Annotated in this window: 20 protein-coding genes; 6 read left to right on the forward strand and 14 right to left on the reverse strand. The window is 42.9% G+C overall.

The window, feature by feature from the left end; genetic code table 11:
- Positions 1-3: 3 nt before the first annotated feature.
- Positions 4-936 (reverse strand): ABC transporter ATP-binding protein, encoded by a 933-nt coding sequence (locus IGI71_RS10475; protein ID WP_015509966.1) that lies wholly within the window; start codon positions 934-936, stop codon positions 4-6.
- An 86-nt stretch (positions 937-1,022) separates the two neighbouring features.
- Between IGI71_RS10475 and IGI71_RS10480 the strand changes: the two genes are divergently transcribed.
- Positions 1,023-2,132, forward strand: coding sequence for a sensor histidine kinase (locus IGI71_RS10480; protein ID WP_375354794.1), 1,110 nt, complete (start codon positions 1,023-1,025; stop codon positions 2,130-2,132).
- Positions 2,129-2,752, forward strand: a complete 624-nt coding sequence (locus IGI71_RS10485) for a response regulator transcription factor (RefSeq protein WP_010749438.1) — start codon at positions 2,129-2,131, stop codon at positions 2,750-2,752. The genes IGI71_RS10480 and IGI71_RS10485 overlap by 4 nt, the downstream gene beginning before the upstream one ends.
- 103 nt (positions 2,753-2,855) lie before the next feature.
- On the opposite strand, the gene IGI71_RS10490 is transcribed toward IGI71_RS10485, so the two are convergent.
- The 5 genes from IGI71_RS10490 to IGI71_RS10510 form a co-directional block, all read right to left on the reverse strand.
- Positions 2,856-3,083, reverse strand: a complete 228-nt coding sequence (locus tag IGI71_RS10490) for a hypothetical protein (protein ID WP_005229738.1) — start codon at positions 3,081-3,083, stop codon at positions 2,856-2,858.
- A 101-nt stretch (positions 3,084-3,184) separates the two neighbouring features.
- Positions 3,185-5,839: an SF1B family DNA helicase RecD2 gene (gene recD2 / locus IGI71_RS10495; RefSeq protein WP_231434803.1), complete on the reverse strand. Its 2,655-nt coding sequence runs from the start codon at positions 5,837-5,839 to the stop codon at positions 3,185-3,187.
- Positions 5,840-5,859: 20 nt separating this feature from the next.
- Positions 5,860-6,513, reverse strand: a complete 654-nt coding sequence (locus IGI71_RS10500) for a histidine phosphatase family protein (RefSeq protein WP_015509969.1) — start codon at positions 6,511-6,513, stop codon at positions 5,860-5,862.
- Between the two features lie 17 nt (positions 6,514-6,530).
- On the reverse strand, positions 6,531-7,034 hold the full coding sequence (gene trmL / locus IGI71_RS10505; protein WP_430615675.1) for a tRNA (uridine(34)/cytosine(34)/5-carboxymethylaminomethyluridine(34)-2'-O)-methyltransferase TrmL: 504 nt from the start codon (positions 7,032-7,034) through the stop codon (positions 6,531-6,533).
- A gap of 353 nt (positions 7,035-7,387) precedes the next feature.
- On the reverse strand, positions 7,388-8,230 hold the full coding sequence (locus IGI71_RS10510) for a methyltransferase domain-containing protein (RefSeq protein ID WP_231434804.1): 843 nt from the start codon (positions 8,228-8,230) through the stop codon (positions 7,388-7,390).
- Between the two features lie 102 nt (positions 8,231-8,332).
- On the opposite strand from IGI71_RS10510, the gene IGI71_RS10515 reads away from it, so the two are divergent.
- Positions 8,333-8,974, forward strand: coding sequence for a copper homeostasis protein CutC (locus tag IGI71_RS10515; RefSeq protein ID WP_015509972.1), 642 nt, complete (start codon positions 8,333-8,335; stop codon positions 8,972-8,974).
- Positions 8,975-9,035: 61 nt separating this feature from the next.
- Here the strand turns inward: IGI71_RS10515 and IGI71_RS10520 are convergent, their stop codons facing one another.
- The gene (locus IGI71_RS10520) at positions 9,036-10,817 is read right to left on the reverse strand and encodes an ABC transporter ATP-binding protein (protein ID WP_060792246.1); all 1,782 of its coding nucleotides are present in this window, start codon (positions 10,815-10,817) and stop codon (positions 9,036-9,038) included.
- On the reverse strand, positions 10,804-12,555 hold the full coding sequence (locus IGI71_RS10525) for an ABC transporter ATP-binding protein (protein WP_010749432.1): 1,752 nt from the start codon (positions 12,553-12,555) through the stop codon (positions 10,804-10,806). The genes IGI71_RS10520 and IGI71_RS10525 overlap by 14 nt, the downstream gene beginning before the upstream one ends.
- 144 nt (positions 12,556-12,699) lie before the next feature.
- Between IGI71_RS10525 and IGI71_RS10530 the strand changes: the two genes are divergently transcribed.
- A complete protein-coding gene (locus tag IGI71_RS10530) occupies positions 12,700-13,536 on the forward strand; it encodes an AraC family transcriptional regulator (RefSeq protein ID WP_010749431.1) in 837 nt (278 codons plus the stop codon).
- A gap of 56 nt (positions 13,537-13,592) precedes the next feature.
- Here IGI71_RS10530 and mgtE read toward each other — a convergent pair whose 3' ends face one another.
- From mgtE to IGI71_RS10550, 4 genes are read right to left on the reverse strand one after another with little or no spacing between them, the layout of a single operon-like run.
- Positions 13,593-14,957: a magnesium transporter gene (gene mgtE / locus IGI71_RS10535; protein WP_010749430.1), complete on the reverse strand. Its 1,365-nt coding sequence runs from the start codon at positions 14,955-14,957 to the stop codon at positions 13,593-13,595.
- Between the two features lie 17 nt (positions 14,958-14,974).
- Complete coding sequence (locus tag IGI71_RS10540; RefSeq protein WP_034858411.1) at positions 14,975-15,874, reverse strand: RluA family pseudouridine synthase; 900 nt, start codon at positions 15,872-15,874, stop codon at positions 14,975-14,977.
- A 4-nt stretch (positions 15,875-15,878) separates the two neighbouring features.
- The gene (locus IGI71_RS10545) at positions 15,879-16,676 is read right to left on the reverse strand and encodes an NAD kinase (RefSeq protein WP_026008090.1); all 798 of its coding nucleotides are present in this window, start codon (positions 16,674-16,676) and stop codon (positions 15,879-15,881) included.
- A gap of 5 nt (positions 16,677-16,681) precedes the next feature.
- Positions 16,682-17,350, reverse strand: a complete 669-nt coding sequence (locus IGI71_RS10550) for a GTP pyrophosphokinase (RefSeq protein WP_005229708.1) — start codon at positions 17,348-17,350, stop codon at positions 16,682-16,684.
- 196 nt (positions 17,351-17,546) lie between these two features.
- Between IGI71_RS10550 and IGI71_RS10555 the strand changes: the two genes are divergently transcribed.
- Positions 17,547-18,122 (forward strand): CYTH domain-containing protein, encoded by a 576-nt coding sequence (locus tag IGI71_RS10555; RefSeq protein WP_016610835.1) that lies wholly within the window; start codon positions 17,547-17,549, stop codon positions 18,120-18,122.
- A 108-nt stretch (positions 18,123-18,230) separates the two neighbouring features.
- A complete protein-coding gene (locus tag IGI71_RS10560) occupies positions 18,231-18,887 on the forward strand; it encodes a ClpXP adapter SpxH family protein (protein ID WP_005229705.1) in 657 nt (218 codons plus the stop codon).
- A 130-nt stretch (positions 18,888-19,017) separates the two neighbouring features.
- Here IGI71_RS10560 and pepF read toward each other — a convergent pair whose 3' ends face one another.
- Complete coding sequence (pepF, locus tag IGI71_RS10565; RefSeq protein WP_016610833.1) at positions 19,018-20,835, reverse strand: oligoendopeptidase F; 1,818 nt, start codon at positions 20,833-20,835, stop codon at positions 19,018-19,020.
- 68 nt (positions 20,836-20,903) lie between these two features.
- The gene (locus IGI71_RS10570) at positions 20,904-21,893 is read right to left on the reverse strand and encodes a competence protein CoiA (protein WP_231434805.1); all 990 of its coding nucleotides are present in this window, start codon (positions 21,891-21,893) and stop codon (positions 20,904-20,906) included.
- Positions 21,894-21,978 lie beyond the last annotated feature (85 nt).

Below are 21,978 nucleotides of genomic sequence, written 5' to 3' on the forward strand. Positions count from 1 at the left end.
CCTTTAGTCTCTCAATTCCTTGCCCGTAATCTCTAAAAAGACATCATTCAAAGTGGCTTCTTTGGTTGCAATTTTTCCATAAGTGATATGCTCTGCTTGTAAGAGTGTCAGAATCGGTAATAAAACTGTATTCAGCTCCGTCGTTGTTACTTCAAGCTGACCGTTTTTATAGGCGATCCCATCAGAAGCAATGGTTTGCTGAATCGTTGTCAATACAGGCTCAGGTAGTAAAGGGATATCGATGGTCAAACGATCCGCTGTCCGTACCATATCTTTTAGAGATTCCTTGGTTCCTTTAGCAATCACCTGTCCTTGATCCATAATCACGATCTGGTCACAAAGAATCTCCACCTCTTCCATGTAATGGGTCGTATAAACAATCGTCGCTCCTTGACGATTCAGTTCTTTGATACTTTCCAAAATTTTGTTCCGACTTTGAGGATCGACCGCTACCGTGGGTTCATCTAAAAAGATCAAGCGCGGCTTATGAGCGATCCCGCAGGCGATATTCAATCGTCGCTTCAACCCACCGCTGAGCTCGCCTGGGTGAAACGTCACAAAATTTTCCAATCCCACTAATTGAATCACTTCTTCGATCAAGGCTTGGCGTTTCTGTTTGTCAGCAACATATAAACCGCAAAAGTAATCGATATTTTCTTGCACACTAAGTTCTTCAAAGACGGCAACATCTTGAGGAACGACGCCAATCATTGCCTTGACGGCATAATTTTCCGGCGTCATGATTGATCCAAACAGTTTAATGGTCCCTTTGTCATAATTTAACAAAGAGAGCATACAGTTGATGGCGGTGGATTTTCCGCTCCCGTTTGGTCCCAATAATCCTAAAACTTCTCCTTCTTGAACTTGCAGATCAAAATGGTTCAATGCCACAAAATCACCATAGCGTTTTACTAATTTATCAATTTCGATAATCATGATGAAAAACTCCTTCCAAATTTCTTGTTAATCTGACTATAATAAAGTTCAAGGAAAGAAACTAGTGACGATTGGCTAAACCAACCATGACATTTGTCACAATGAAGGAGTCTCCTATGACGAACTATCGACCACTCACCGAAGCGGGCTTTTTCCTCGCTATCTCATTGTTCTTATTGGTAAACCAAGGATTTGTTGCTGTGCAAGTCATCTATCTGCTGATCGCTGTTTTATTTACTGGCGTCAGTTATTTGCTGCCTAAGAAACCAAGCTGGTTTTTTCAAGTTATTCTGTTGCTGCTATGTGCCTTTTGGCCAGCGCTTGCCCTCTTTTTGCCCGCAATGATGCGGGTGATCGCTCCAAAAGAAAGACAAGATGATGGTTTATTCCTATTAGGTTTCTTGTTGATTTCGACGGTTGGCAACCATTCACCCACTGAGCTCGCCTTTATCATCCTGCTACTGCTTTTCGCTTTTTATTTACGAAAAAAAGAGCAGCGAATGATCGATCTTGAGAAAAAATATATTGCTTCAAAAGATACCCATTGGGAAAAGCAGCAGCAGTTATCGGAACAAAACAAAGCATTAGCCCTCTCACAAGAGACAAAATTAGCCTTACAAATCGCGGAAGAACGAAATCGAATCGCGCGAGATATCCATGACAATGTCGGCCATCTACTTTCGAGTGCCATTTTACAAATTGGTGCGCTTGAAATGATCAATCAAGAGCCGAAATTAAATGTGCCGTTAGCAAATTTGAGTGCAACGGTTCACACTGGGATGGATCGCATTCGGCAAAGCGTTCATGATCTCCATGAAAAATCGATTTCTTTTCCGCAAGCCATAGAGTTTCTGATTGCTGATTTCCCCTCTTCCATAACGATTGAAGGAAACTTGTTTGAAGGATTGAGCGAAGCACAGCAAAACTGTTTCTTAATGGTCATCAAAGAAGCCTTGACCAACAGCATCAAACACAGTCATGCCAAAACCGTTGTCGTGCATTTTCGCACGCTGCCCGCCTTTTACCGTTTGCAAATCACCAACGAGGACGTCAATTCACCCCAAACTGCAAACAGCGGAATCGGTCTGAAGACGATGCGTCAACGGGTCCAGGAGCTGCAAGGTCAAGTTCATATTTTACAAGAAAACCAACGCTTTCAGTTGACGATCATTTTACCAAAGGAGGAACACCAATGATTACTGTAGTCATTATTGATGATGACCCGTTTGTGACGACCTCGTTACAAACCATTCTTGAAAGTACAGAAGAGATTCAGGTGCTGGGTATCGGTCATTGTGCCAAAGACGCCATTGCTCTTTACGAAGCCCATCGTCCGGATGTTTTGTTGACCGACATCCGTATGCCGGAACAAACTGGGATCGCTGCTGCCAAAGAAATACTGGCTAAATTTCCGCAAGCGATCCTCTTGCTTTTGACCACCTTCAAAGATCAAGAATACATTCGTGAAGCCTTTTCTATCGGTGTCAAAGGATATTTGATCAAACAGAACCTGCAAGCGATCATCCCTTCTGTCAAAGCCGCATACAATGGGCAAGTCGTGTTTGGGAATGAGATCGTCGAGACCTTCACGCAAATGATGAAGAACCAACCAGCGATAGATAATCAAGCATCTTTTAGCGAACGTGAACTTGCGATCATCAAAGAAGTAGCAGCGGGTAAAAATAATAAAGAAATCGCCGATGCCTTGTATCTAAGTGATGGAACCATTCGTAATTACATCAGTCAATTACTAGAAAAGCTGGAGTTGCGGGATCGCACGCAATTAGCGATCTATTATTATCAGCATTTAAAGTAAACCTCATCGATTGCAAAAAAGCCTGAAGAATGCGAAGCTGCATTCTTCAGGCTTTTTGTTTTCTATTCGAATATCCGACTGTCGTAGTTTTTTGGTGGACAAGCTATGGATTTCCAGGACTGCCAGGATTCGTTGGATTATTCGGTGTGTTAGGCGGAAAAATCGGTGCCTTATCTAACGTTTTTTCTAAGCCAGATTCTTCCCGATCGCCTCGTTCTGACTCAGGACTTTCATCCAATTTGAATTCTTTTTCCATCTCATCTAACTTTTTAAAGTCGTTGCCAGATTCTTTTGCTAATTTTGCTAATTTATCTTCGGTTTCTTTCGCCATAACGTAACGCCTCCTTTTGATTTTAGCTTAGCATAAGAAGCTAAAAAACCAAAAGAAAGCGCTCACTAACGACCCTTTTTTAGTATTTTCTCATCTTTGAATCAACCATTTTTTGTGGGCATAAAGTCGTATGGAGAACAATCCTTCATGCCAATCATTGGATCCACTAAATGCTTTTTGACCATCGTTAAAGTCAATACACCATCGTTCGGCGTTTCTTCGATGAGTGCTTCTTCCCCCGTAGTCCCTTCACTTAGAACCTTATCCCCTGACAGAGGCTTTGCCGTTTCTGTCTGATTTGATGCTGACGGCTCCGTCTCGGCAAAAGCAAACAAATCAAGCCCACTATCTGAGGTCTTTTCTACCGCTTGCTTGTTAGCAGTAACTTCAGTGCTGGATTGCTCCTTTATCTTCGTCGAAGACGTTTTTACTTTCGTGTCAACAGAGGAATCATCATAAAATGGATCATCGGCTTCTTCAAATTGGGCCAATTTTGCTCGTTGCAACGGCGTCATTTTTTCTGTGCCATTGATGCGTTCTTTCAGCGTCGTTAAACGAGTCGCAGATTCGTGGTTGACACAAGTTTGGTACGCTTGTGGTTCACCAAGTAAAATCAGCATCTCTTTGCTGCGGGTCACAGCAGTATATAGCAAATTGCGCTGCAGCATACGTTGGTATTGATGAACCATCGGCAAAATAACCATTTGAAATTCACTGCCTTGAGATTTATGGATCGAACAACAGTAGGATAACGTGATCTTGTTCCATTCATTCCGCTTATAGGTCACTTCGTTGGCATCAAATTGAATGACCAGCTCGTCGATCTTGTCTTCCGACTGTTTGGCTAGAGTGATCCCAACGATTTGACCCATATCGCCATTAAACACGTTATCTTCAGGAGAGTTTACCAACTGCAAGACCTTATCGCCGATACGATACACCGTATCATTGAAGGTCACCTCTTTTTTGGTCCCATCATTGGGGTTAAAAATCTCTTGCATCATTTTATTAAGGGCATCGATACCCGCTGCCCCACGATACATCGGTGCCAACACTTGAATATCTTGCGGCGTATAGCCTTTGTCTTTTGCCCGTTTCACGATTTGAGCGATCAACGGTTCGATTTTGTAAGCATCACACGCAAAGAAAGAACGATCTTTTTGGTTTTGTGTAAAATCAGCAGGCAGCTGCCCGTTTTTTATGGCATGGGCGAGTGGAATAATACTTGACCCATCGCCTTGACGATAGATTTCCGTCAATTCTTGTTTCGGGATCGCAGCGATCGCTAGCAAGTCATGAAGGACTTGCCCTGGTCCCACAGAAGGAAGCTGATCTTTATCCCCCACAAAAATCACTTGCATATTCGTAGGAATCGACTTAAAGAGGGTATTCGCCAGCCATGTATCCACCATAGACATCTCATCGACGATCAGTAAGCCGCCTTCTAATTCTTTTGGACTGATCGATGGCGCTTTTTCACGTCCGTTCAAGCCTAACAAACGATGGATCGTACCACTTGGCAAGCCAGTCGTTTCGTTCATTCGTTTGGCGGCTCGACCAGTCGGTGCTGCCAAGAGAATCGGAAAGGTTTCGTCGCTGTATTTTGATGGTTCTAAGTCCAAATCGTTCAATTCAGCAAACAATTGTACGATCCCATTGATCACCGTCGTTTTCCCAGTACCAGGTCCTCCTGTCAAAATAAACAATGGCGAACGGATGGCTTCTTTGATTGCTTCTTCTTGCGAAGAACCATAGGTGATGCCTAGATGCTTCTCAATTTTTCGCAGCGTTTTGCTGATTTTTTTCTCAGGATACACGATCTCTTTTTTGCGGGAAAGCAAGCGTTCGATGGAACTAGCGATTCCCCACTCAGAAAAGTACAAACTGTTTTCATATAAACGAGTTTCTTCTTGCTGGATTTTTCCTTCTTCCACTAACTGAATGATCGTTGAGGCCAGGTCGTCTGGCGCGATCTCAATAGGTCGACTCGTCTCTAATAAACGCAGTGTCTGCTCTAACAAGTCCTGGGCGTGGATAAAGGTATTACCCGTCTGCAAGGATTGGGCAAAGATCTGATGCAAGACTGCGGCTCGAAACCGTTGCGGTGACGAAGCTTCGATCCCTAGCTGCTCAGCGATGCCATCTGCGCGTTTAAAGCCAATGCCTTCAATGTCTTCCACCAGCTGGTAAGGATTTTCTTCGATAATTGCTAATGCTTCATTTTTGTAGGCTTGGTAGATTGCAAAAGAAATCTGACTACCAAAACCATAACGGCTCAAGCCAACGATCACTTGATCCATCCCATGATTTTGCCGAACGGTATCTAAAATCATTTTTTGCTTACTTTCATTCAATCCTGGAATCTGCTCCAACAATGTTGGTTCTTCCAGCATCCGGTCGATCGCTTCTTCTCCTAAAAGATCAACGATTTTTTCAGCGGTCTTCTTGCCGATCCCAGGAAATTTTTCTCCTGAAAGATAGGCGATCAACCCTTGTTCAGAGGTTGGTTGTTCTTGTTGGTAGCTTTCGGCCTTCAACTGGACGCCATACTTGGGATGATTGACCAGCTCACCAAAAAACCGATACTTTTCCTCTTCTTGGATTTCGCCGAAACTACCAGTAACGACGATCTCCGAGTCTTTGTAGTCGGCATTATTCTCAGTGACTTTAACTAATAGTACTTTATAAAAATTGCTGGGATTCTGGAAAAAGATGGCGGCAACATGGCCGACAAAAAACGTTCTTTCTGGAATCATGGTGCCGCTCCTTTCATGGTTTACAATAAAGCGTCTAATCCTGCCTGATTGCTTAAAAAGCTTGCTTCATTCCAAACTTTTAGTTCAAAAGGCAATACTTTTTGTTCATTCGTCTCTAATAAGCTAACGCTGTTATTGACTAATCCACCTTGCTCTCTTAATTCGGCTAATGGTTTGCCTGCAAGCCACTGTATAGCAGCCGTAAAGGATGCTCCATGACCGACGAACAATAATGGGCCTTCATGCTGCATCACCGCATCCATGACGACGGTCTCGATTCGGCTCAATGTTTCTTGGATCGGCTCACCTTTAAAGGCACTGGGATCGTATCGATCCAGGTGATTACGCAAATCAGTCAGTTGCTGGGGATACTTCTCATGCATTTCATCGATGGACCGACCTTCCAATTCACCGAGTCCGATTTCTCGCAGGTTCTCATTATAAATGATTTCAACAGGGTGTTGGAGTCTTGCTTGGATCTCTTGGGCAGTCACTTTTGCTCGCAAAGATGTACTTGAGTAAATCTTCTCAAAAGGAATAGCTGCCAGATAATCACCGAGTAATTTGATCTCGTCATAACTTTCTGGCAATAACGGCGAATCCCCCAGCATTCCTTGAAAGCGGCGTGCTTGGTTCCACTCTGTTTTTCCGTGACGGGTAAAGTATAATTGCATCGAAAAAGCCTCGCTTCTTAGTCTAATTTGTCGTTCTCGTAATGATGCGTCAATTCCAACTGCGGAAATCCTTGCTGCCGCAAAACTTCATAAATGATCAAGGCCGCCGTATTTGATAGATTTAGGGAACGAACGTGCTCATCATTCATAGGGATCCGCAAGCATTTTTCGGCATGCTCACGCATAAAGCTTTCTGGAAGCCCCGTCGTTTCTTTCCCAAAAATGAAGAACTGATCGTCATCGGCGGTGTAATTGACATCAGAATACACGCGATTGGCAAATTTCGAGATCAGGTACAACGGACGCGCTCCTAAAAAGTCCATAAAAGCAGCTAAATCTTTATGATAGGTAATATTGACATCGTGCCAATAATCAAGCCCAGCACGCTTCAATTGCTTGTCATCCGTTGAAAAGCCTAAAGGCTCGATTAAGTGTAAATGAGTATTTGTTGCTGCACACGTCCGTGCAATATTCCCCGTATTGGCTGGGATCTGAGGTTCAAAAAGAACGATGTGATTCATAGATAAAAACTCCTTTCGATCGGATACTGCCGATCGGTTCTCGCATTGATTTGTGTCGTTAAACGTTACGTTTTCCATTACATGCTCAATAACTACTTCAATAACTTCTATAGTACCATATTTTGGCACGCTTGTTTTTCTAGAAACAACATTTTTTGGGCGCTTTTTTGGGCATAAAAAAAACGTACCAACTCGGTGTCGATCACTGCGAGTCGTTACGTTAGTGAAGCTCTTTTCACTAACTTTTATCAGAACAGGAACCTGATAAAAACCAATGAAAAATGACTTGAGAACAATATATCACTCCCATGGCATGATTGCAAGAGTAAATAACAAAAAAGTTCAAAATATTTTCAGGAAATTTTCGCAATCAACACCTCAACATCAACCGTAATCTGTGTCAAAGGGGTTTGTCGCAGCTTTTCTTTGCGTTCCTCCGAAGCCCCCCACTCTAACGGGGACATGGCAAGTAAATCTTGACGATTTTCTTCAGGGATCGCAAAAACATGCGTCACTCTTTGACGGGATGCGTTGGGATAGTGTTCAAAAAATTTGCTAACGACCCGTTCATTCGAATACTGTTGTTTTGTTTCATCGTCAGGATAAAAAGCGGCTCGTAGTTCTTTTAAATAATCCGCCGCAGGGACCACTTTGATCAGCTGTCCGCCTTTTCTTAAAATGCGGTTAAACTCCCCATAATTTGACGGCGAAAATAGATTGAAAATCGTATCAAAGCTCGCTTCAGCAAACGGCAGGTTGGTCAGATCCGCTACACACCAAAAAGCTGGTACGTTTTGATTGGTTGCTAGATAGACTCCGTCCTTGGCAATATCAAAGCCGACAGCCGCCTGAGTCTTTTCATTGACCAGCTGAGCCAGAAAACTGCCTTCCCCGCAGCCAACATCTAAAAGATGCTTAGCATCCCCTAAAGCTGCTTTGATGCATTCAATGACTGGTGCATACATGCCGCTAGCGATCATTCGTTGACGCGGCAAAAACAGTGCTTGATCATAATCTGCTTTGACTTGATGATCCAAAAAGAAAAGTGTGCCTTTCTTTGATAAGTCAAATCGATGACGATTTGGACAAACCAAGCCATTTTCGGTCGGGAAAAATGCTTGGCGGCACAATGGACATTCAAACAAGTGATAATGGGCGTTTAAAAAAAGGCGCCCGCGATCGATTTTTTTTAACATTCAACTTCCCTCATCTCTGCTCTACTTTAGCATATTCTTGTGGTAGAATGCTAGTGGATAGAATAACAAATCAATTGAACACCCATCTAATGGAGGTAAATCATGTTAAAAGAATTTTGTGCAGAAAACTATACCAATATTCCCTTAGCGATCGCCCGAGGTGCAAAGCGCATCGAACTCTGTGATAATTTAGCAGTCGGCGGAACAACACCAAGTACCGGCGTGCAAGAAGAAGTTCTGCAATATGCTGGCGAAAAAGGAATACCCGTTATGACGATCATTCGACCTCGGGGTGGTGATTTTGTTTACAATGATACAGAACTGAAAATCATGCATACCGACTTGATCGAAGCAAAAAAATTAGGAACAGACGGCGTTGTTCTAGGTTGCTTAACACCTAGCGGCTGGTTGGACGAAGAAGCATTGGAGCTACTGTTAGAAACCGCAGAAGGCTTGCAGGTTACTTTTCACATGGCGTTCGACGCGATTCCTGCAGCGCGCCAATTCAAGGCGATCGATTGGTTAGCTGAGCATGGGGTACAGCGGATTTTGACCCATGGTGGTGCTGCAGGCACTCCAATCGAAGCAAATTTCGATCGTCTGAAAGAATTGATCGCCTATGCTGGTGAGCGTTTAACGATTTTACCTGGCGGTGGCATTTCCTTTGAAAATGCCCAAGAAGTTGCCGATACACTAGGTGTAAAAGAAGTTCATGGAACCAGAATCGTTGACCTTAACGATTGAGCTTGAAGGACACAAAGAAATCCCCACAAACGATGCGCTTCTATCGTTTGTAGGGATTCTTTTAGATGGCTTGCAATAAGTCGTATTGTGATTGATACAAATGGTGATACAAGCCTTTTTGTGCCATTAGCTGATCATGGTTACCCGATTCAGCGATCGTCCCCCCTGCCACGTAAAAGATTCGATCAGAATTTTTGATCGTGGATAATCGGTGAGCGATGATAAATGAGGTTCTGCCTTCTAACAGCTTCAACAATCCTTCTTGCAGCAATTCTTCTGTCTTCGTATCGATACTTGAGGTCGCTTCATCTAAGATCAAAATTTTTGGATCAGCCAACAACGCTCGGGCAAAGGAAATCAGTTGCCGTTGCCCTGCAGATAAAGTACTTCCTCGTTCTTCGACGACGGTTTGATAGCCGTCTTTCAACTCCGTGATAAAGTCGTGGGCACGGACGATCTTCGCTGCTTCGATGATCTCTTCTTCTGTCGCATCTAATTTTCCATAGCGAATATTCTCTATGATCGTTCCTGAGAAAATAAAGGTATCTTGCAGCATGACCCCCATTTGTGAGCGCAGCGATTCCAGCGTCACGTCACGAACGTCCATCCCATCCACTTTAACACTGCCTTCATTGACATCATAAAAGCGGCTCAGCAAGTTGATGATCGTGGTTTTCCCTGCACCAGTAGGACCAACCAAAGCAATACTTTCCCCAGGTTCAATGTGGAAGTTAACATCAGAAAGAATGTTTTTGCCTTCTTCGTATCGGAAGGTCACGTGTTCAAAATCAACGGTCCCTTTCATCGTCGGCAATACGTTTGCATCAGGTTTGTCTTCGATATCTGGGACTTCATCCATCGTTTCAAAAATCCGTTCAAGATAGGCTGTTGCTGTAATCAAAGAATTATAAAAATTCCCGATATTGATGACTGGATTCCAGAAATTATTGATATAACTGATAAAAGCGATCAGAGTACCTGTGCTGACATCGACACCGATCTGACGAATGCCGACAAAATAAATCAAACAAGTCGTAATGACTGAAATGTTTTGCACCCCTGGCCACATCAGAAACTGAATTTTGACAGCTTTCATCCATGAAGTCCGGTAATCATTGCTGACTTCTTGGAAGATCTCAGCATTTTCTTCTTCTCGCGCAAAGGATTGAGTAATCTTGATACCAGCAATACTTTCATGAATGTAAGCATTTAGATTGGATTGTTTATTACTCAACACCTGATAGGCTTTGCGCTGGTTATTCTTGATCACCATCACCATGATGAACAAAATTGGCAGCAACGCAAGGGAATACAAGGTCAATTTGAAGTCGATCGCAAACATAAAGATCAAGGTGATGATGACGTTGAAAACATCCGAGATCAAATTGATCAGGCCGTTGCTCAATAGGTCACTCAGTGTATTGATATAGTTTACGATGCGAATCAAGATCTTGCCGTGGGGCCTTGTATCAAAATAAGAAAAAGGCAGTCGCTGCAGATGTTCAAAAATATCAAAGCGCATATCCTTCAATACGTCTTGACCAATATTCGTGATATGGTAGATACGGTAACGCATGCAGACGCCGATAACGATCAAGGTCACTAGAAAGGCAGCTCCTAGAAGCAGCAATTGGTTGACATTTTTCTCAGGAATCGATGAATCGATCGCGATCTTTGTGAAAACGGGCGCCAACATTCCTGCTAAGTTTGCCAGAATGATCGTAAATAGGACTTTGGCAATACTTCTTTTATAAGGAACGACATATTGTGACAAGCGTTTGAAATCCTTCCAACTAAACTCCTGGTCTAATTCCTCATCCACATCAAATTTATTTCTCGCCATCGTCTTCACCTCCTGACAAGCCTAATTGTTTTTGATACACTTCGTAGTATTTGCCCCGCAGACTGACAAGTTCTTCATGGGTCCCTTGTTCAACGACTCGTCCTTTTTCCATCATCAGAATCTGATCGGCTTCTCGAACAGAGGAAATTCGATGCGCAATGATAAACGTCGTTTTCTCTCCTGTTAATTTTGTCAGCTCCTGTTGGATCTTCGATTCTGTCTCCATATCGACGGCAGACGTCGTATCATCCAAAATCAAGATCGATGGATCTTTGGCTAAGGCCCGTGCTAGGGAGATCCGTTGTTTTTGTCCGCCAGAAAGCCCCACACCTCGCTCGCCCACGATCGTTTCATAGCCTTGAGGCATCCGAGAAATAAAGGTATCTGCATCAGCGACTACCGCCATTTGCCGAATAAAGCCTTCATCAGCTAAAGGATTTCCAAAAGCAATGTTGTCGGAGATGGTATTGGAAAACAAGAAAACATCTTGCATCACCATTGAAATGTTTTCCCGCATTTGGCGCACGGGATACTCTTTGGCGTTTTTTCCATCAATCAATACTTCCCCTTCAGTGGGATCATAAAAGCGTCCAACCAAATTCACTAACGTCGTTTTCCCTGACCCAGTTTCCCCTAAGATCCCTAACGTTTGGCCAGGGCCAATTTTGAAGTTGATGTTTTCCAACACATTTTGATTCGGATCATCCGAAAAGTGGAAGGAAACATCTTTAAACTCTACAAATCCTTTGATTGGCTCTAATTTTTCTTGTTGATGAACAGGAATTTTCGATTCTTGCGCCAACATTTGCCGAATTTTGATACAGGCTGCAGAAAATCGCTGAACATCGTTGATCAACCAACCACTCATGCGCATAGGATTATTCAACATCCAAAGATAGCCATTAAACGCAACAAGATCCCCTAATGTCATCTCGCCGTTGATAACGAAGATCCCACCCAAAATCAAGGCAATGACTGACAAACTTCCTGCTAAGCCATCAAGCCATGGCAGATAGGTACGGGATACTTTGGCAGATGCCATATTGCGGGTCTTAAAATCTTCGTTGTAAGAGCGAAATTTTTCAATCTCAAAATTTTCACGAGCAAAAGCTTTCACCACTCGATTGCCGCCGATATTTTCTTCCACCATTGAATTCAAGCGCGAAAAGCTCTCACGAATGTCAAAAAACAACGGGTGTGCTTTCTTAGACATGCGATTGGTCAACAGAAATATGATCGGTGTGACAGCCACCAGCGCCAACATCAATTTCCAATCAATGAAGCTCATAACCACCACCGCTGAAAAGAACCACAAGATACATTCAGCGATATTGTAGGTCACCCAAGAAACAAAGTGGCGAATGGCATCGGTATCACCAGTCATCCGTGCCATAATATCTCCCACACGAGTGTGATTGAAAAAGTCGAAATCCAATTCTTGCAGCTTCTGATACAAATCTTCCCGTAAATCGTATAGCGTATTTTGCCCGACCCGTTCAAATAAAATTTGATAACTGTAGCGGACAATGGTACGAATGACGGTCGTTGCGATCATGATCAACAATAATGGAATCAATAAGTGCGTTTTTTGCTGATTGATGACATCATCGATCACCATTCCTCCCAAGTACGGATTAACAATGATCAGCGCTGCATTGATCACTAAAAACAGGACTGCCAATATGATTTTTCCCCGGTTCTTTTTGGCATAGCGCCAGATCCATTGTGTATTACTCATCTAATTCCCCCTCTCGTTGTTAAGCTTAGCGTTTTGAAAAGCGATTTGAATGGTTTTTCTTACTCATTTTGATGTAAAATATTAGTAAGAAGCACCATTCCCTTTTTTTACAGGAAATAAGCACCCAATTGGAGTGAATCAGCCATGAATTTAGTTAACCCTCGCACGTTTAATCCAGAAATCATCTATCTCTTTGACCCATGGACGCAATCAGAAAGTCATGGAGAAATGCACCATCATGACTTTTTAGAAATCAGCGTCTTATTAGAAGGAGAAAGTACCTATTATTTTGAAAAAGAACCAGCGAAAAAAATCCGTGCTGGCAGCGTCATGCTTTTCAATCCTGGCGTCGATCACTGCGAATTGCAGCCAAAGGGCACTCGCTCCCATCAGCTGCATATTGGTTTGAAAAATATTTCTTTGGAAGGGTTTAAACGGAATTTTTTCCCGAACAAACACCCCTTGTTGGAGCTAGGCAAATACCATCATCAAGTTTTGGAAAAAGCCTGGCAGTTGGTGAGAGAAAGCAGTGAAGAGCGGGATGAGTTTCAATTGATGCAAAAGGCTGTTTTGATGGAGATGCTCGTCTACATTTTACGTGGACTAAATGAAGACCATATCAATGTCGTGCCTTACCTTTCCAAAAGCCAACGACGACAACAACAGATCGTCAACTATACGGTCTATTACTTGGAAAATCATTACAAAGAAGAAATCACGTTAGAGAAGCTCGCACAGGATCAATTTCTCAGCCCGACGTACCTTTCAAAGATTTTTAAAGAGGCGACGGGTGTCAGTCCCATCAACTACTTGATTGAGATTCGCTTAAAGCGTGCCAAAGACATGTTAAAAAATGAAAACCTCACGATCAAAGAAGTCGCCTCTGCTGTGGGCTATCAGGATGCTTATCACTTTAGCAAGTCTTTTAAAAAACTTTATGGTGTCTCTCCTTCTGGGGTATTGCCAAAACCAAAAAATTAAAGAGCAAGCCGATGACCTTCCTTCGAATGAAGAATCATCGGCTTGCTCTTTTTTGTTCATTGAATAAAATAGTTCATAAAAAGACTGGCAATGTTGAAATAGATCAAAACACTGGTCAAATCGCTAAGGGTCGTGATAAACGGACCACTTGCCACTGCTGGATCAAACCCCAGCTTGTCCATCAGCATCGGGATCAAACTTCCCGCTAAGTTGGCTACTGTGATGGCACACATCATCGCCATCCCAATCACAAACCCTAGAATCGGATTTTGTTTCCAGACAGCTACGATAGCAAAAATCGTCAACCCCGTGATGGCACCTGTGAACAGTCCTGTCAGCACTTCACCAACTACCGTCTTCATAAAGCTGTTTTCTTTGTCGTCATTGATCGCCAGACGACGAACGGCTACGGCTAAGGATTGGGTACCAGCATTACCGGCGGTCCCAGTGATCAGTGAGATAAAGACAGCGAGAATACTTGCTTCGCTGACCAACTCTTCATAATGACTGATCAGACTGGCGGTGGCCATTCCGAGAAAGAGTAAGGTGATAAGCCAAGGCAAGCGTCTCGAAGACGCTTTGATCGGGTTCTCACTGACTTCTTCCACATTGACCCCTGCCAATCCAGAGTAGTCACTGGCTGCTTCATCATCGATAACGTCGATGATATCATCGACGGTCACGATCCCTAATAGGTGATCGTCATAATCAGTGACTGGCAATGCAAGAAAGTCATAATCTCGGAAGGTCTGAGCGACATCCTCTTGGTCATCTCCAACATGGACCGACATCACCCGCTCGTTCAAAATATCAGCGATCATGGTATCTTCATCATTGATGATCAAGTCTCTTAAAGAAATAACGCCCACAAGCTTATTATCAGTATCCACGACGTAAATATAGTAAATCGTCTCGGCAACATCTGCGGCATTTTTTAAGACATACATCGCTGAACGAACCGTTTGGTTGGCAACAATGGAAACAAACTCGGTAGTCATCAGCGATCCAGCAGTTTCATCTTCATAGTGCAGCAGCTCTTTGATTTCGCTAGCAGCTTCAGCGGTCATCAAACTCAAATATTTCGCTGTTTGTTTTTTATCCAGAGTATTCAGCAGGTCAACCGCATTATCGGTATACATTTGCGCCAACATATCAGCCGCATAGGCGGGGCGCATCTCTGAAAGATAGTCCACCATGTGTTCATCATCTTCTTCAATGACGTCAAACATGTCTGCTAATTCTTTCGGCGATAGATACGTATAGACGATTTGTCGATCGGCTGCTTCTAGAGATTGGTAGAATTGCCCCTGCTCGTAGATATGCAGATCCAAGAATGCCTCACGAAATCCCTGGATATCATTGTCTTTTAATGCTTGATTCAGTTGATCAAACCGTTCGGTTAATTCTTGATTTTCATCCAATCTCTTCACCTCATTTGTTATTGCCTATCCATGGCTGAGCAAACAGCGGCCATGTCTGCTGGTAAGGGCAGCTTAAAAGCCAACGGTTCATTCGTAAAGGGATGCTGAAATTGCAGCTGACAGCAGTGTAATGCTTGTCGTTTGATCCCAAGAGCCATTGTACCGCCATACATCTCGTCTCCTAATAAGGGACAACCGATCGCAGAAAAATGGACCCTTATTTGATGTGTCCTGCCTGTGTGTAACTGAATATCAACTAAAGCGCAATCTGAATTGCGTTGTTTTAGCCAATACTCCGTCCGTGCTTCTTTTCCTTCGTCACTGACCTTGCGTTTCAATAGTGAAGTCAGGTCCCTAGCAATCGGCAGCTCAATCTCACCATGGGCAGAAAGTGCGGGCAGTTCACCAGCAACGAGGGCTTGATATTTTTTTACGACCTGCTTCTTTCGCAACTGGCTATCCAGCTTCGCATGGGCAAACCCATGTTTTGCAAAAAGCATCAATCCTGATGTGTCACGGTCTAACCGCGTGACAACATGAATCACTTGATCTTCATAGTGCTGCGCTTGATAGTAGGCCTTAACGCGATTGGCCATCGTGCCAGTCGGATGATATTGCGCAGGAATTGATGAGATGCCAGCCGGTTTATTCACGACTAACAGATGGGCATCTTCATACACGATCTCAATCGGTGTCGGGTCAGCCAGCATCGTCTCATGTTCTCCTTCAGGAGGAATTACAATAGTTACCCTATCATTTTGCGCCAAAGAAAACAAGACGTTTTGCTCGTGATCGTTGACAAATATCTTTCCGCCTTGAAATTTGATTTTTGCTAACAGTCCTTTGGACACCCCTTGTTCCTTCAAAAAATATTTGACTTGCTGTCCTTGTCCAGTATAGTAATACGTAAATTCCATGGGTTTATTCTTCTCCAATAAAGGAATCTTTGACCCGATTCCAAAAATGCATATGCCGATAAGACGCAAAATGAATCCGTTCATCGGCAATACGGTAATAGATAGCATCGATTTCTTCTTGTTCGATGGTAAACTGATCGATCGTTACTAAATAGTCGGTGCTTTGCTGCAGTTGTACTTTGACCCATTCATGGTGACCCACGACGATCGGCGAACCAAGGGTCCGAAAGACACGATTGTTCAACGAAGCAATCTCTGCCAATTGAAAGGCATTGATACTTGGGTGTAAGACTGCCCCACCAACACTCTTGTTATAAGCAGTGGAGCCGGTGGGCGTTGAAATCGATAAGCCATCGCCGCGAAATTTTTCAAAGAGGTCTTCTTTAATAGAAATATCGGCAACCATCGTGCGATTGCCGCGCTTGATCGTTGATTCATTCAATGCAAGGAAATGCTTGTCTGATTTTCCATTCGCATACGTGATACGAACATCTAATAACGGATAGCTGACGCTTTTTTGATGGTCATTGCATAATGACTCGACTAGTTCTTCCAATTCATAATCTCGCCAGTCCGTGTAAAAGCCGAGATGACCCGTATGGACGCCTAAAAACTGCACTTGGTCCAACTTATGATTGTACAAGTGAAAAGCAGAAAGGAGCGTGCCATCTCCCCCAACAGAAATCACTAATTCAGGATTGTCTTGATCGATCTTATTTTCAGATTGTTCTAAAAGCGTAGTTAAACGCTTTGTCACTTCTACCGACTTGCTTTCTTGATTATGGACGATTGCCACGCGGATACCTTTCATTCCGTTTCCCCCTTTGGCAACGGGTTCTGATCATGTCCGCCTCGCTTGCCTTTCCCATGTGAAAATAACCGTTGTGCCTCTTGGATCTCTTCACGGATATTGGACATTTCTTCATCTAGCTGATAGGCGGCTTCTGCCGACCGACGCAGCCGTTCACTGATTTCAGCGGGAAATTCCCCTTGGTATTTGTAGTTTAGTGAATGTTCGATCGTTGCCCAAAAATTCATCGCTAGTGTCCGAATTTGAATCTCAGCTAAAATAATTTTTTCCCCGTCGATCAGTTGAACGGGATATTCGATCACTAGATGATACGAACGGTAGCCACTGGCTTTTTTATTGGTGATATAGTCCCGTTCAATGATCACTTTCATGTCTTTGCGTGTTCGTAAGAGTTCAACGACTTGGTGAATGTCTTCCACAAATTGACACATGATTCGTAATCCAGCGATATCAGACATCTCTTCTTCAAGCCGATCCAAAGCAATCCCACGTAATTTACTTTTCGTTAAAATGCTATCCACTGGCTTGACCCGCCCAGTGACAAATTCAATGGGAACATGCTTGTTTTGTTCCCTATATTGTTTTCGTATGCCTCTTAATTTTACTTTTAATTCTGAAACCGCCTGTTCATAAGGCGCTAAGAATTCTTCCCAATCTCGAATCATTCTTCTCCCTCGATTCTGTTCATAACATACCTCTTATTCTACCATACTCTTGGAATAAAACTGAATGAACAGAAGAGCAGAAACAAAAGATTTTTTGTCTCTCCCCCAACGTCTCAGCTTTTCTTTGTTTGGTTTCTTTGACGGAATAGCTGAAACAGCGTACACTATGGTTGCAACAGAAAGAGAGTGAGAAACGATGGGCGAACAAATAGAGATCGAATATAAAACGATGTTGACGGAAAAAGAATACCACCAGTTGCTTGCTTATTACAATTTGTCAGAAGAAGCATTTAAGATACAAACCAACTACTATTTTGATACGGCAGATCATAAGCTGCGGGAAAAGCAATTCGGCTTGCGTATTCGCACGACTGCTACCAATGCGGAATTAACGCTAAAAACCCCCATTGAGCACGGGTTATTAGAGACGACTGATCCTTTAACGAAAACGTCCGCAGCTTCATTGATTGCTTCAGAAAAAATTCTACCTACGGGTATCGTTGCTCAGCGCCTAAGAGCGGCAGGTATCGAGCCTGACACGTTACGTATGATCGCAGCATTAAAAACGAAACGGGCGGAATTTCCGATTGAAGAAGGATTGCTCGCGTTAGATGAAAGCTGGTATGGTCAACAGCATGATTATGAGTTGGAGTTAGAAGTCAACGAACCGATTAAAGGGAAAGATGCCTTTCACTCCTTGTTACGTCTCTTTGGCGTTCCTTACCGACCAGCGAAAAACAAGATCATCCGAGCCGTTGAAGAAAAATCATAGTAAGCTGTCCTTTTGCTTACTTTTTTCGCGTTTTTTTGCTATATTTAATAAAACATACTTATTTTGTTTTTCAAGGTACAAAAGAATCTTAATTGGGGAGAGATTCAAATGATCGAACTGTTTTTATTTATTAATCCGATTGGGCCTATTTGTTATGATATCGAAAAAGAGATTCTCAATAAATTAAACACCAGCCGCAAAAAAATCCATTTGCAGATCCTACCTTTCGTTAACTTGTTTTCCGTAGGTGTCTCAATGGACTATTTGTCCATGAATAAGACGGATTTGGTCTTGCGAAATGAACAGACCAACCAAATCTATGCTGCATCACTGGACTATAAGGCAGCTCAGTTGCAAGGAAAAAAAATTGCGCGGGATTTCTTGTTGAAACTGCAACAACGGATAGGGATCGAAAGACAAGAATATAGCGATGCCTTAGTGAAAGAATTATTTTCTGAAACGAATGGTGATTTAGAGATGTTCCTAGAAGATCGATCCTCTGAGCTAGTGAAAAAGAACTTTGCCACCGATCAGCGTGTAGCCAAAGATATGGGGATCACGATCACACCCTCTGCTGTGGTGTATGATTTTTCAAGTGAAGAAGAATATGGGGTCCTTTTAGAAGGATCAGAGGAACTGAGAAGTCTTCCGCTCGTCTGTGGTACAGCAACAGAACTCGATACATTTTTACAAAAAGCTCAGTCTTTGAAAGCACCAAAACTTTCCACTATTCATGAAATTGATCGCGGGTTGATTCTTTTATGAAACCCTATTCAATAGCGACGCTGCGCAGCGAGCCAAACGATGATCTTGTATTTGGCTCGCTGCGGAGCGTTTTTTATTGTGGACAAACAAAAAAACAAACCAATCCTTCACGGATTGGTTCGCTTTTCAATTATGCTTCAATTTCTTTGACGAGTTCTTCCAATTCATTCAAGCGTTGCTCAAATACTTTCATCGCGTCTTCAATATAATCTGCTTTTGTCATATCGACGCCCGCTTTTTTCATGACTTCGATTGGATAATCACTGCGTCCAGCTTTCAAATAGTTCAAATAGTTGGTTAAGGCATCTGGTTCACCTGCTAAGATTTTCTTCGCTAAAGCAGAAGCTGCCGAAAATCCGGTTGAATACTGGTAAACATAGTAATTGTAATAGAAATGCGGAATGCGTGACCACTCAAGACGAATCTCAGGATCTTTTTCAACAGAAGGTCCGTAGTATTTTGCATTTAACTCGGCATAGTTCTCGCTTAAGAACTCACTGGTCAACGGTGTTCCTTTCGCATCTTCCACGTGCATGAAGTGTTCAAACTCGGCAAATTGCGTTTGACGGAAAATCGTTCCTTTGAAGCCATCGAGAAAATGATTCAAGACATAAGCTTTGACCCGTGGATCTGTTTCAGTCTGCAGCATATACTCTGTCAAAATATTTTCATTGGTGGTTGAAGCGATTTCCGCTAAAAAGATCGAATAATCGCCATAGGCATAAGGCTGGTTATTACGTGTAAAGTAACTATGCACACTGTGTCCCATTTCATGAACAAGAGTAAAGAGTTGATCCAATCGATCATTCCAGTTCATCAGGATATATGGCAGCGTGTCATAGGCACCAGAAGAATACGCGCCACTACGTTTGCCTTTGTTTTCAACGACATCGATCCACCGATTGCTGAAGGCTTCTTCAACCACCGCAAGGTATTCTTCACCTAATGGTTTTAACGCTTCTTTCGCTTTTTCGACCGCTTCTTCATAGGTATATCGAATGGGTGCTTCCCCTAAAATCGGCGTATAAACATCATACATATGCAACGTATCGACAGCCAACAGGCGTTTTCTTAATGCCATATAACGATGCAACAATGGCAGGTGCTGATTGACGACATCCACTAATGTATCGTAGACACTTTCAGGAATGTGGTTGGCACTCAAAGCGGCTTGCCGTGCCGAATCAAATTTGCGGGCTTTTGCTTTAAAGTTATGGGCTTTGATATTGGTGCTTAATGTTTGGGCAAAGGTATTGCGGAATTGCTCATAGACACCATAAAGACCTTTAAAGGCTGCTTCACGGACAGACCGATCCGTGCTTTCCATCAACTCACCGTATACACCATGAGATAACTGCACTTTTTCCCCGTTTTCGTCTTCAACTACTGGAAAATCCAAATCAGCATTGTTTAAAACAGAAAAAATGTTGCCAGGTGCCCCAAAAATTTCGCCAGCACCAGCTAATAACGCTTCTTGCTCCGCTGGCAAGACATGTGGACGTTCGTTGATGGTTTTTTCGATCATATGACGATAAACAGCTAGTTTCGGCTCTTGATCGAAATAGCCCCAAATCGTTTCATCAGACATTGTCAATAGCTCAGGATCAAACCAAGCAACGGCTTCACTTACTTGCGCAACTAAGTTACTTGCTTTTGCATACAAGCCTTGATACGTCGTATTGGCAGTATCTTGATCGTTTTTCAAATGACTGTATACATAGAGTTTCTCTAAACGACGAGAAAGCGCTAAAACAAATTCTAATGCGGATAAGAAGGCTTGCGGCCCATCGGCTAAAGTGCCTTGGTAACGACTTGCTTCTTTGACTTGTGCTTGGATCTCTTGAAATTCTATGTCAAAAGCCGCATCATCGGCATAGATTTTCGTTAAGTCCCACGTTTTTTCGACTGGAATCGATTCACGTGCTGGTAATTGTTTTGTTTCTGACATTCCCTTCACTCCTTGTTCATTGGTTAAAAATATCTTATCATACTTTTCAGTGAAACCAAATCATTGGCTTAAAAAGAAACCGAATTTTCTAAATATTGGCATTCTTGAAAGAGTCCACGCAAAATTTCCCGTTGATCCAGTAACGGGAATTGCCATTGCCAATCCAGCTGCCGCAGCCGTGCCACCCATTGATCAAAACGAAGTGGACAGTCACTTAAATAAAGAAAGCGAAAAACCAATATTCGATGCTCAAATAAAATGCCAAAGCTGCTTGCACAATAGCACCACATAGGCAGCTGGGAGACATTGCCTTTTAACGGATACAATATTTCTTGGATCATACGGATTTTTGGCAGGTTCTTTCGCAGTTTTTGTATCAACCACACCTGATAGTCTGCAGCAAGCCACTCAGGAGGACGGTGATGGTTTGATCTTTGTCCTTTGCACAAAGGGCGAAGTGTTTCTTTATGGTAAGGCGCCCCTTTTCGAGCATCGCTTTGTTGACTGCTGACTCCTTCTTGATAGTGCCAGTTGATTTGTTCTAACTTCATTAAGGATTGATTTTGCGTATCAATCAGCCACAAACAAAAACCAGTTGCCTGATAACTACAGCAGGCTTTTGCCAAAAGTGACCATTGGCGTTTCGGATGCAATTTCTCCCCTAAGATCCACCATGGTCGATAGCCGTTTGCTAAATACGTGCTGGTTCTTTCAAGAAATCGTGAAAACTTGAGGGAAGAACACTGTACTTCAATGGCGATATTCTTATAACAAAGGTCAGGACGCTGTTGGAGTTTAGGCAAAAAAGCTTCGATCTCAATCCCTGTATCTTGAAACCATTCAAACAATAGTTGTTTGGCTTCCAAGTGTTCCTTCGTCTCCCCTTCGCTGTAAGTCTGACAATCAGCAGTTGCTTGATGGGCAAAGTGGGGCTGTCGTTTGGTTCCTTGCCGCAAAGTCACTTCTTGGTGACACCCTGGGCAATAAAAAGGACCTGATGCTTTCTTTCTCCCTTTCGCTGCAATGACTTCTTTTCCTTGGTTCAATGCTTTCAGCATCTAACTCACCTCAATAAAAGATACGCCATTTTCATCAAACACAATTGAAAAAGCCAAGAACATTAGCAACATGTTCTTGGCTGGA

It is taken from the genome of Enterococcus sp. DIV1279b (assembly GCF_050531515.1).
Taxonomy (GTDB): Bacteria; Bacillota; Bacilli; order Lactobacillales; family Enterococcaceae; genus Enterococcus_D; species Enterococcus_D casseliflavus.

Excerpts from the sequence above, each read along its gene's own strand:
- IGI71_RS10475 (WP_015509966.1), bottom strand. The coding sequence starts at position 936 with ATGATTATCGAAATTGATAAATTAGTAAAACGCTATGGTGATTTTGTG.
- IGI71_RS10480 (WP_375354794.1), top strand. The coding sequence starts at position 1,023 with ATGACATTTGTCACAATGAAGGAGTCTCCTATGACGAACTATCGACCA.
- IGI71_RS10485 (WP_010749438.1), top strand. The coding sequence starts at position 2,129 with ATGATTACTGTAGTCATTATTGATGATGACCCGTTTGTGACGACCTCG.
- IGI71_RS10490 (WP_005229738.1), bottom strand. The coding sequence starts at position 3,083 with ATGGCGAAAGAAACCGAAGATAAATTAGCAAAATTAGCAAAAGAATCT.
- recD2 (WP_231434803.1), bottom strand. The coding sequence starts at position 5,839 with ATGATTCCAGAAAGAACGTTTTTTGTCGGCCATGTTGCCGCCATCTTT.
- IGI71_RS10500 (WP_015509969.1), bottom strand. The coding sequence starts at position 6,513 with ATGCAATTATACTTTACCCGTCACGGAAAAACAGAGTGGAACCAAGCA.
- trmL (WP_430615675.1), bottom strand. The coding sequence starts at position 7,034 with ATGAATCACATCGTTCTTTTTGAACCTCAGATCCCAGCCAATACGGGG.
- IGI71_RS10510 (WP_231434804.1), bottom strand. The coding sequence starts at position 8,230 with ATGTTAAAAAAAATCGATCGCGGGCGCCTTTTTTTAAACGCCCATTAT.
- IGI71_RS10515 (WP_015509972.1), top strand. The coding sequence starts at position 8,333 with ATGTTAAAAGAATTTTGTGCAGAAAACTATACCAATATTCCCTTAGCG.
- IGI71_RS10520 (WP_060792246.1), bottom strand. The coding sequence starts at position 10,817 with ATGGCGAGAAATAAATTTGATGTGGATGAGGAATTAGACCAGGAGTTT.
- IGI71_RS10525 (WP_010749432.1), bottom strand. The coding sequence starts at position 12,555 with ATGAGTAATACACAATGGATCTGGCGCTATGCCAAAAAGAACCGGGGA.
- IGI71_RS10530 (WP_010749431.1), top strand. The coding sequence starts at position 12,700 with ATGAATTTAGTTAACCCTCGCACGTTTAATCCAGAAATCATCTATCTC.
- IGI71_RS10540 (WP_034858411.1), bottom strand. The coding sequence starts at position 15,874 with ATGGAATTTACGTATTACTATACTGGACAAGGACAGCAAGTCAAATAT.
- IGI71_RS10550 (WP_005229708.1), bottom strand. The coding sequence starts at position 17,350 with ATGATTCGAGATTGGGAAGAATTCTTAGCGCCTTATGAACAGGCGGTT.
- IGI71_RS10555 (WP_016610835.1), top strand. The coding sequence starts at position 17,547 with ATGGGCGAACAAATAGAGATCGAATATAAAACGATGTTGACGGAAAAA.
- IGI71_RS10560 (WP_005229705.1), top strand. The coding sequence starts at position 18,231 with ATGATCGAACTGTTTTTATTTATTAATCCGATTGGGCCTATTTGTTAT.
- pepF (WP_016610833.1), bottom strand. The coding sequence starts at position 20,835 with ATGTCAGAAACAAAACAATTACCAGCACGTGAATCGATTCCAGTCGAA.
- IGI71_RS10570 (WP_231434805.1), bottom strand. The coding sequence starts at position 21,893 with ATGCTGAAAGCATTGAACCAAGGAAAAGAAGTCATTGCAGCGAAAGGG.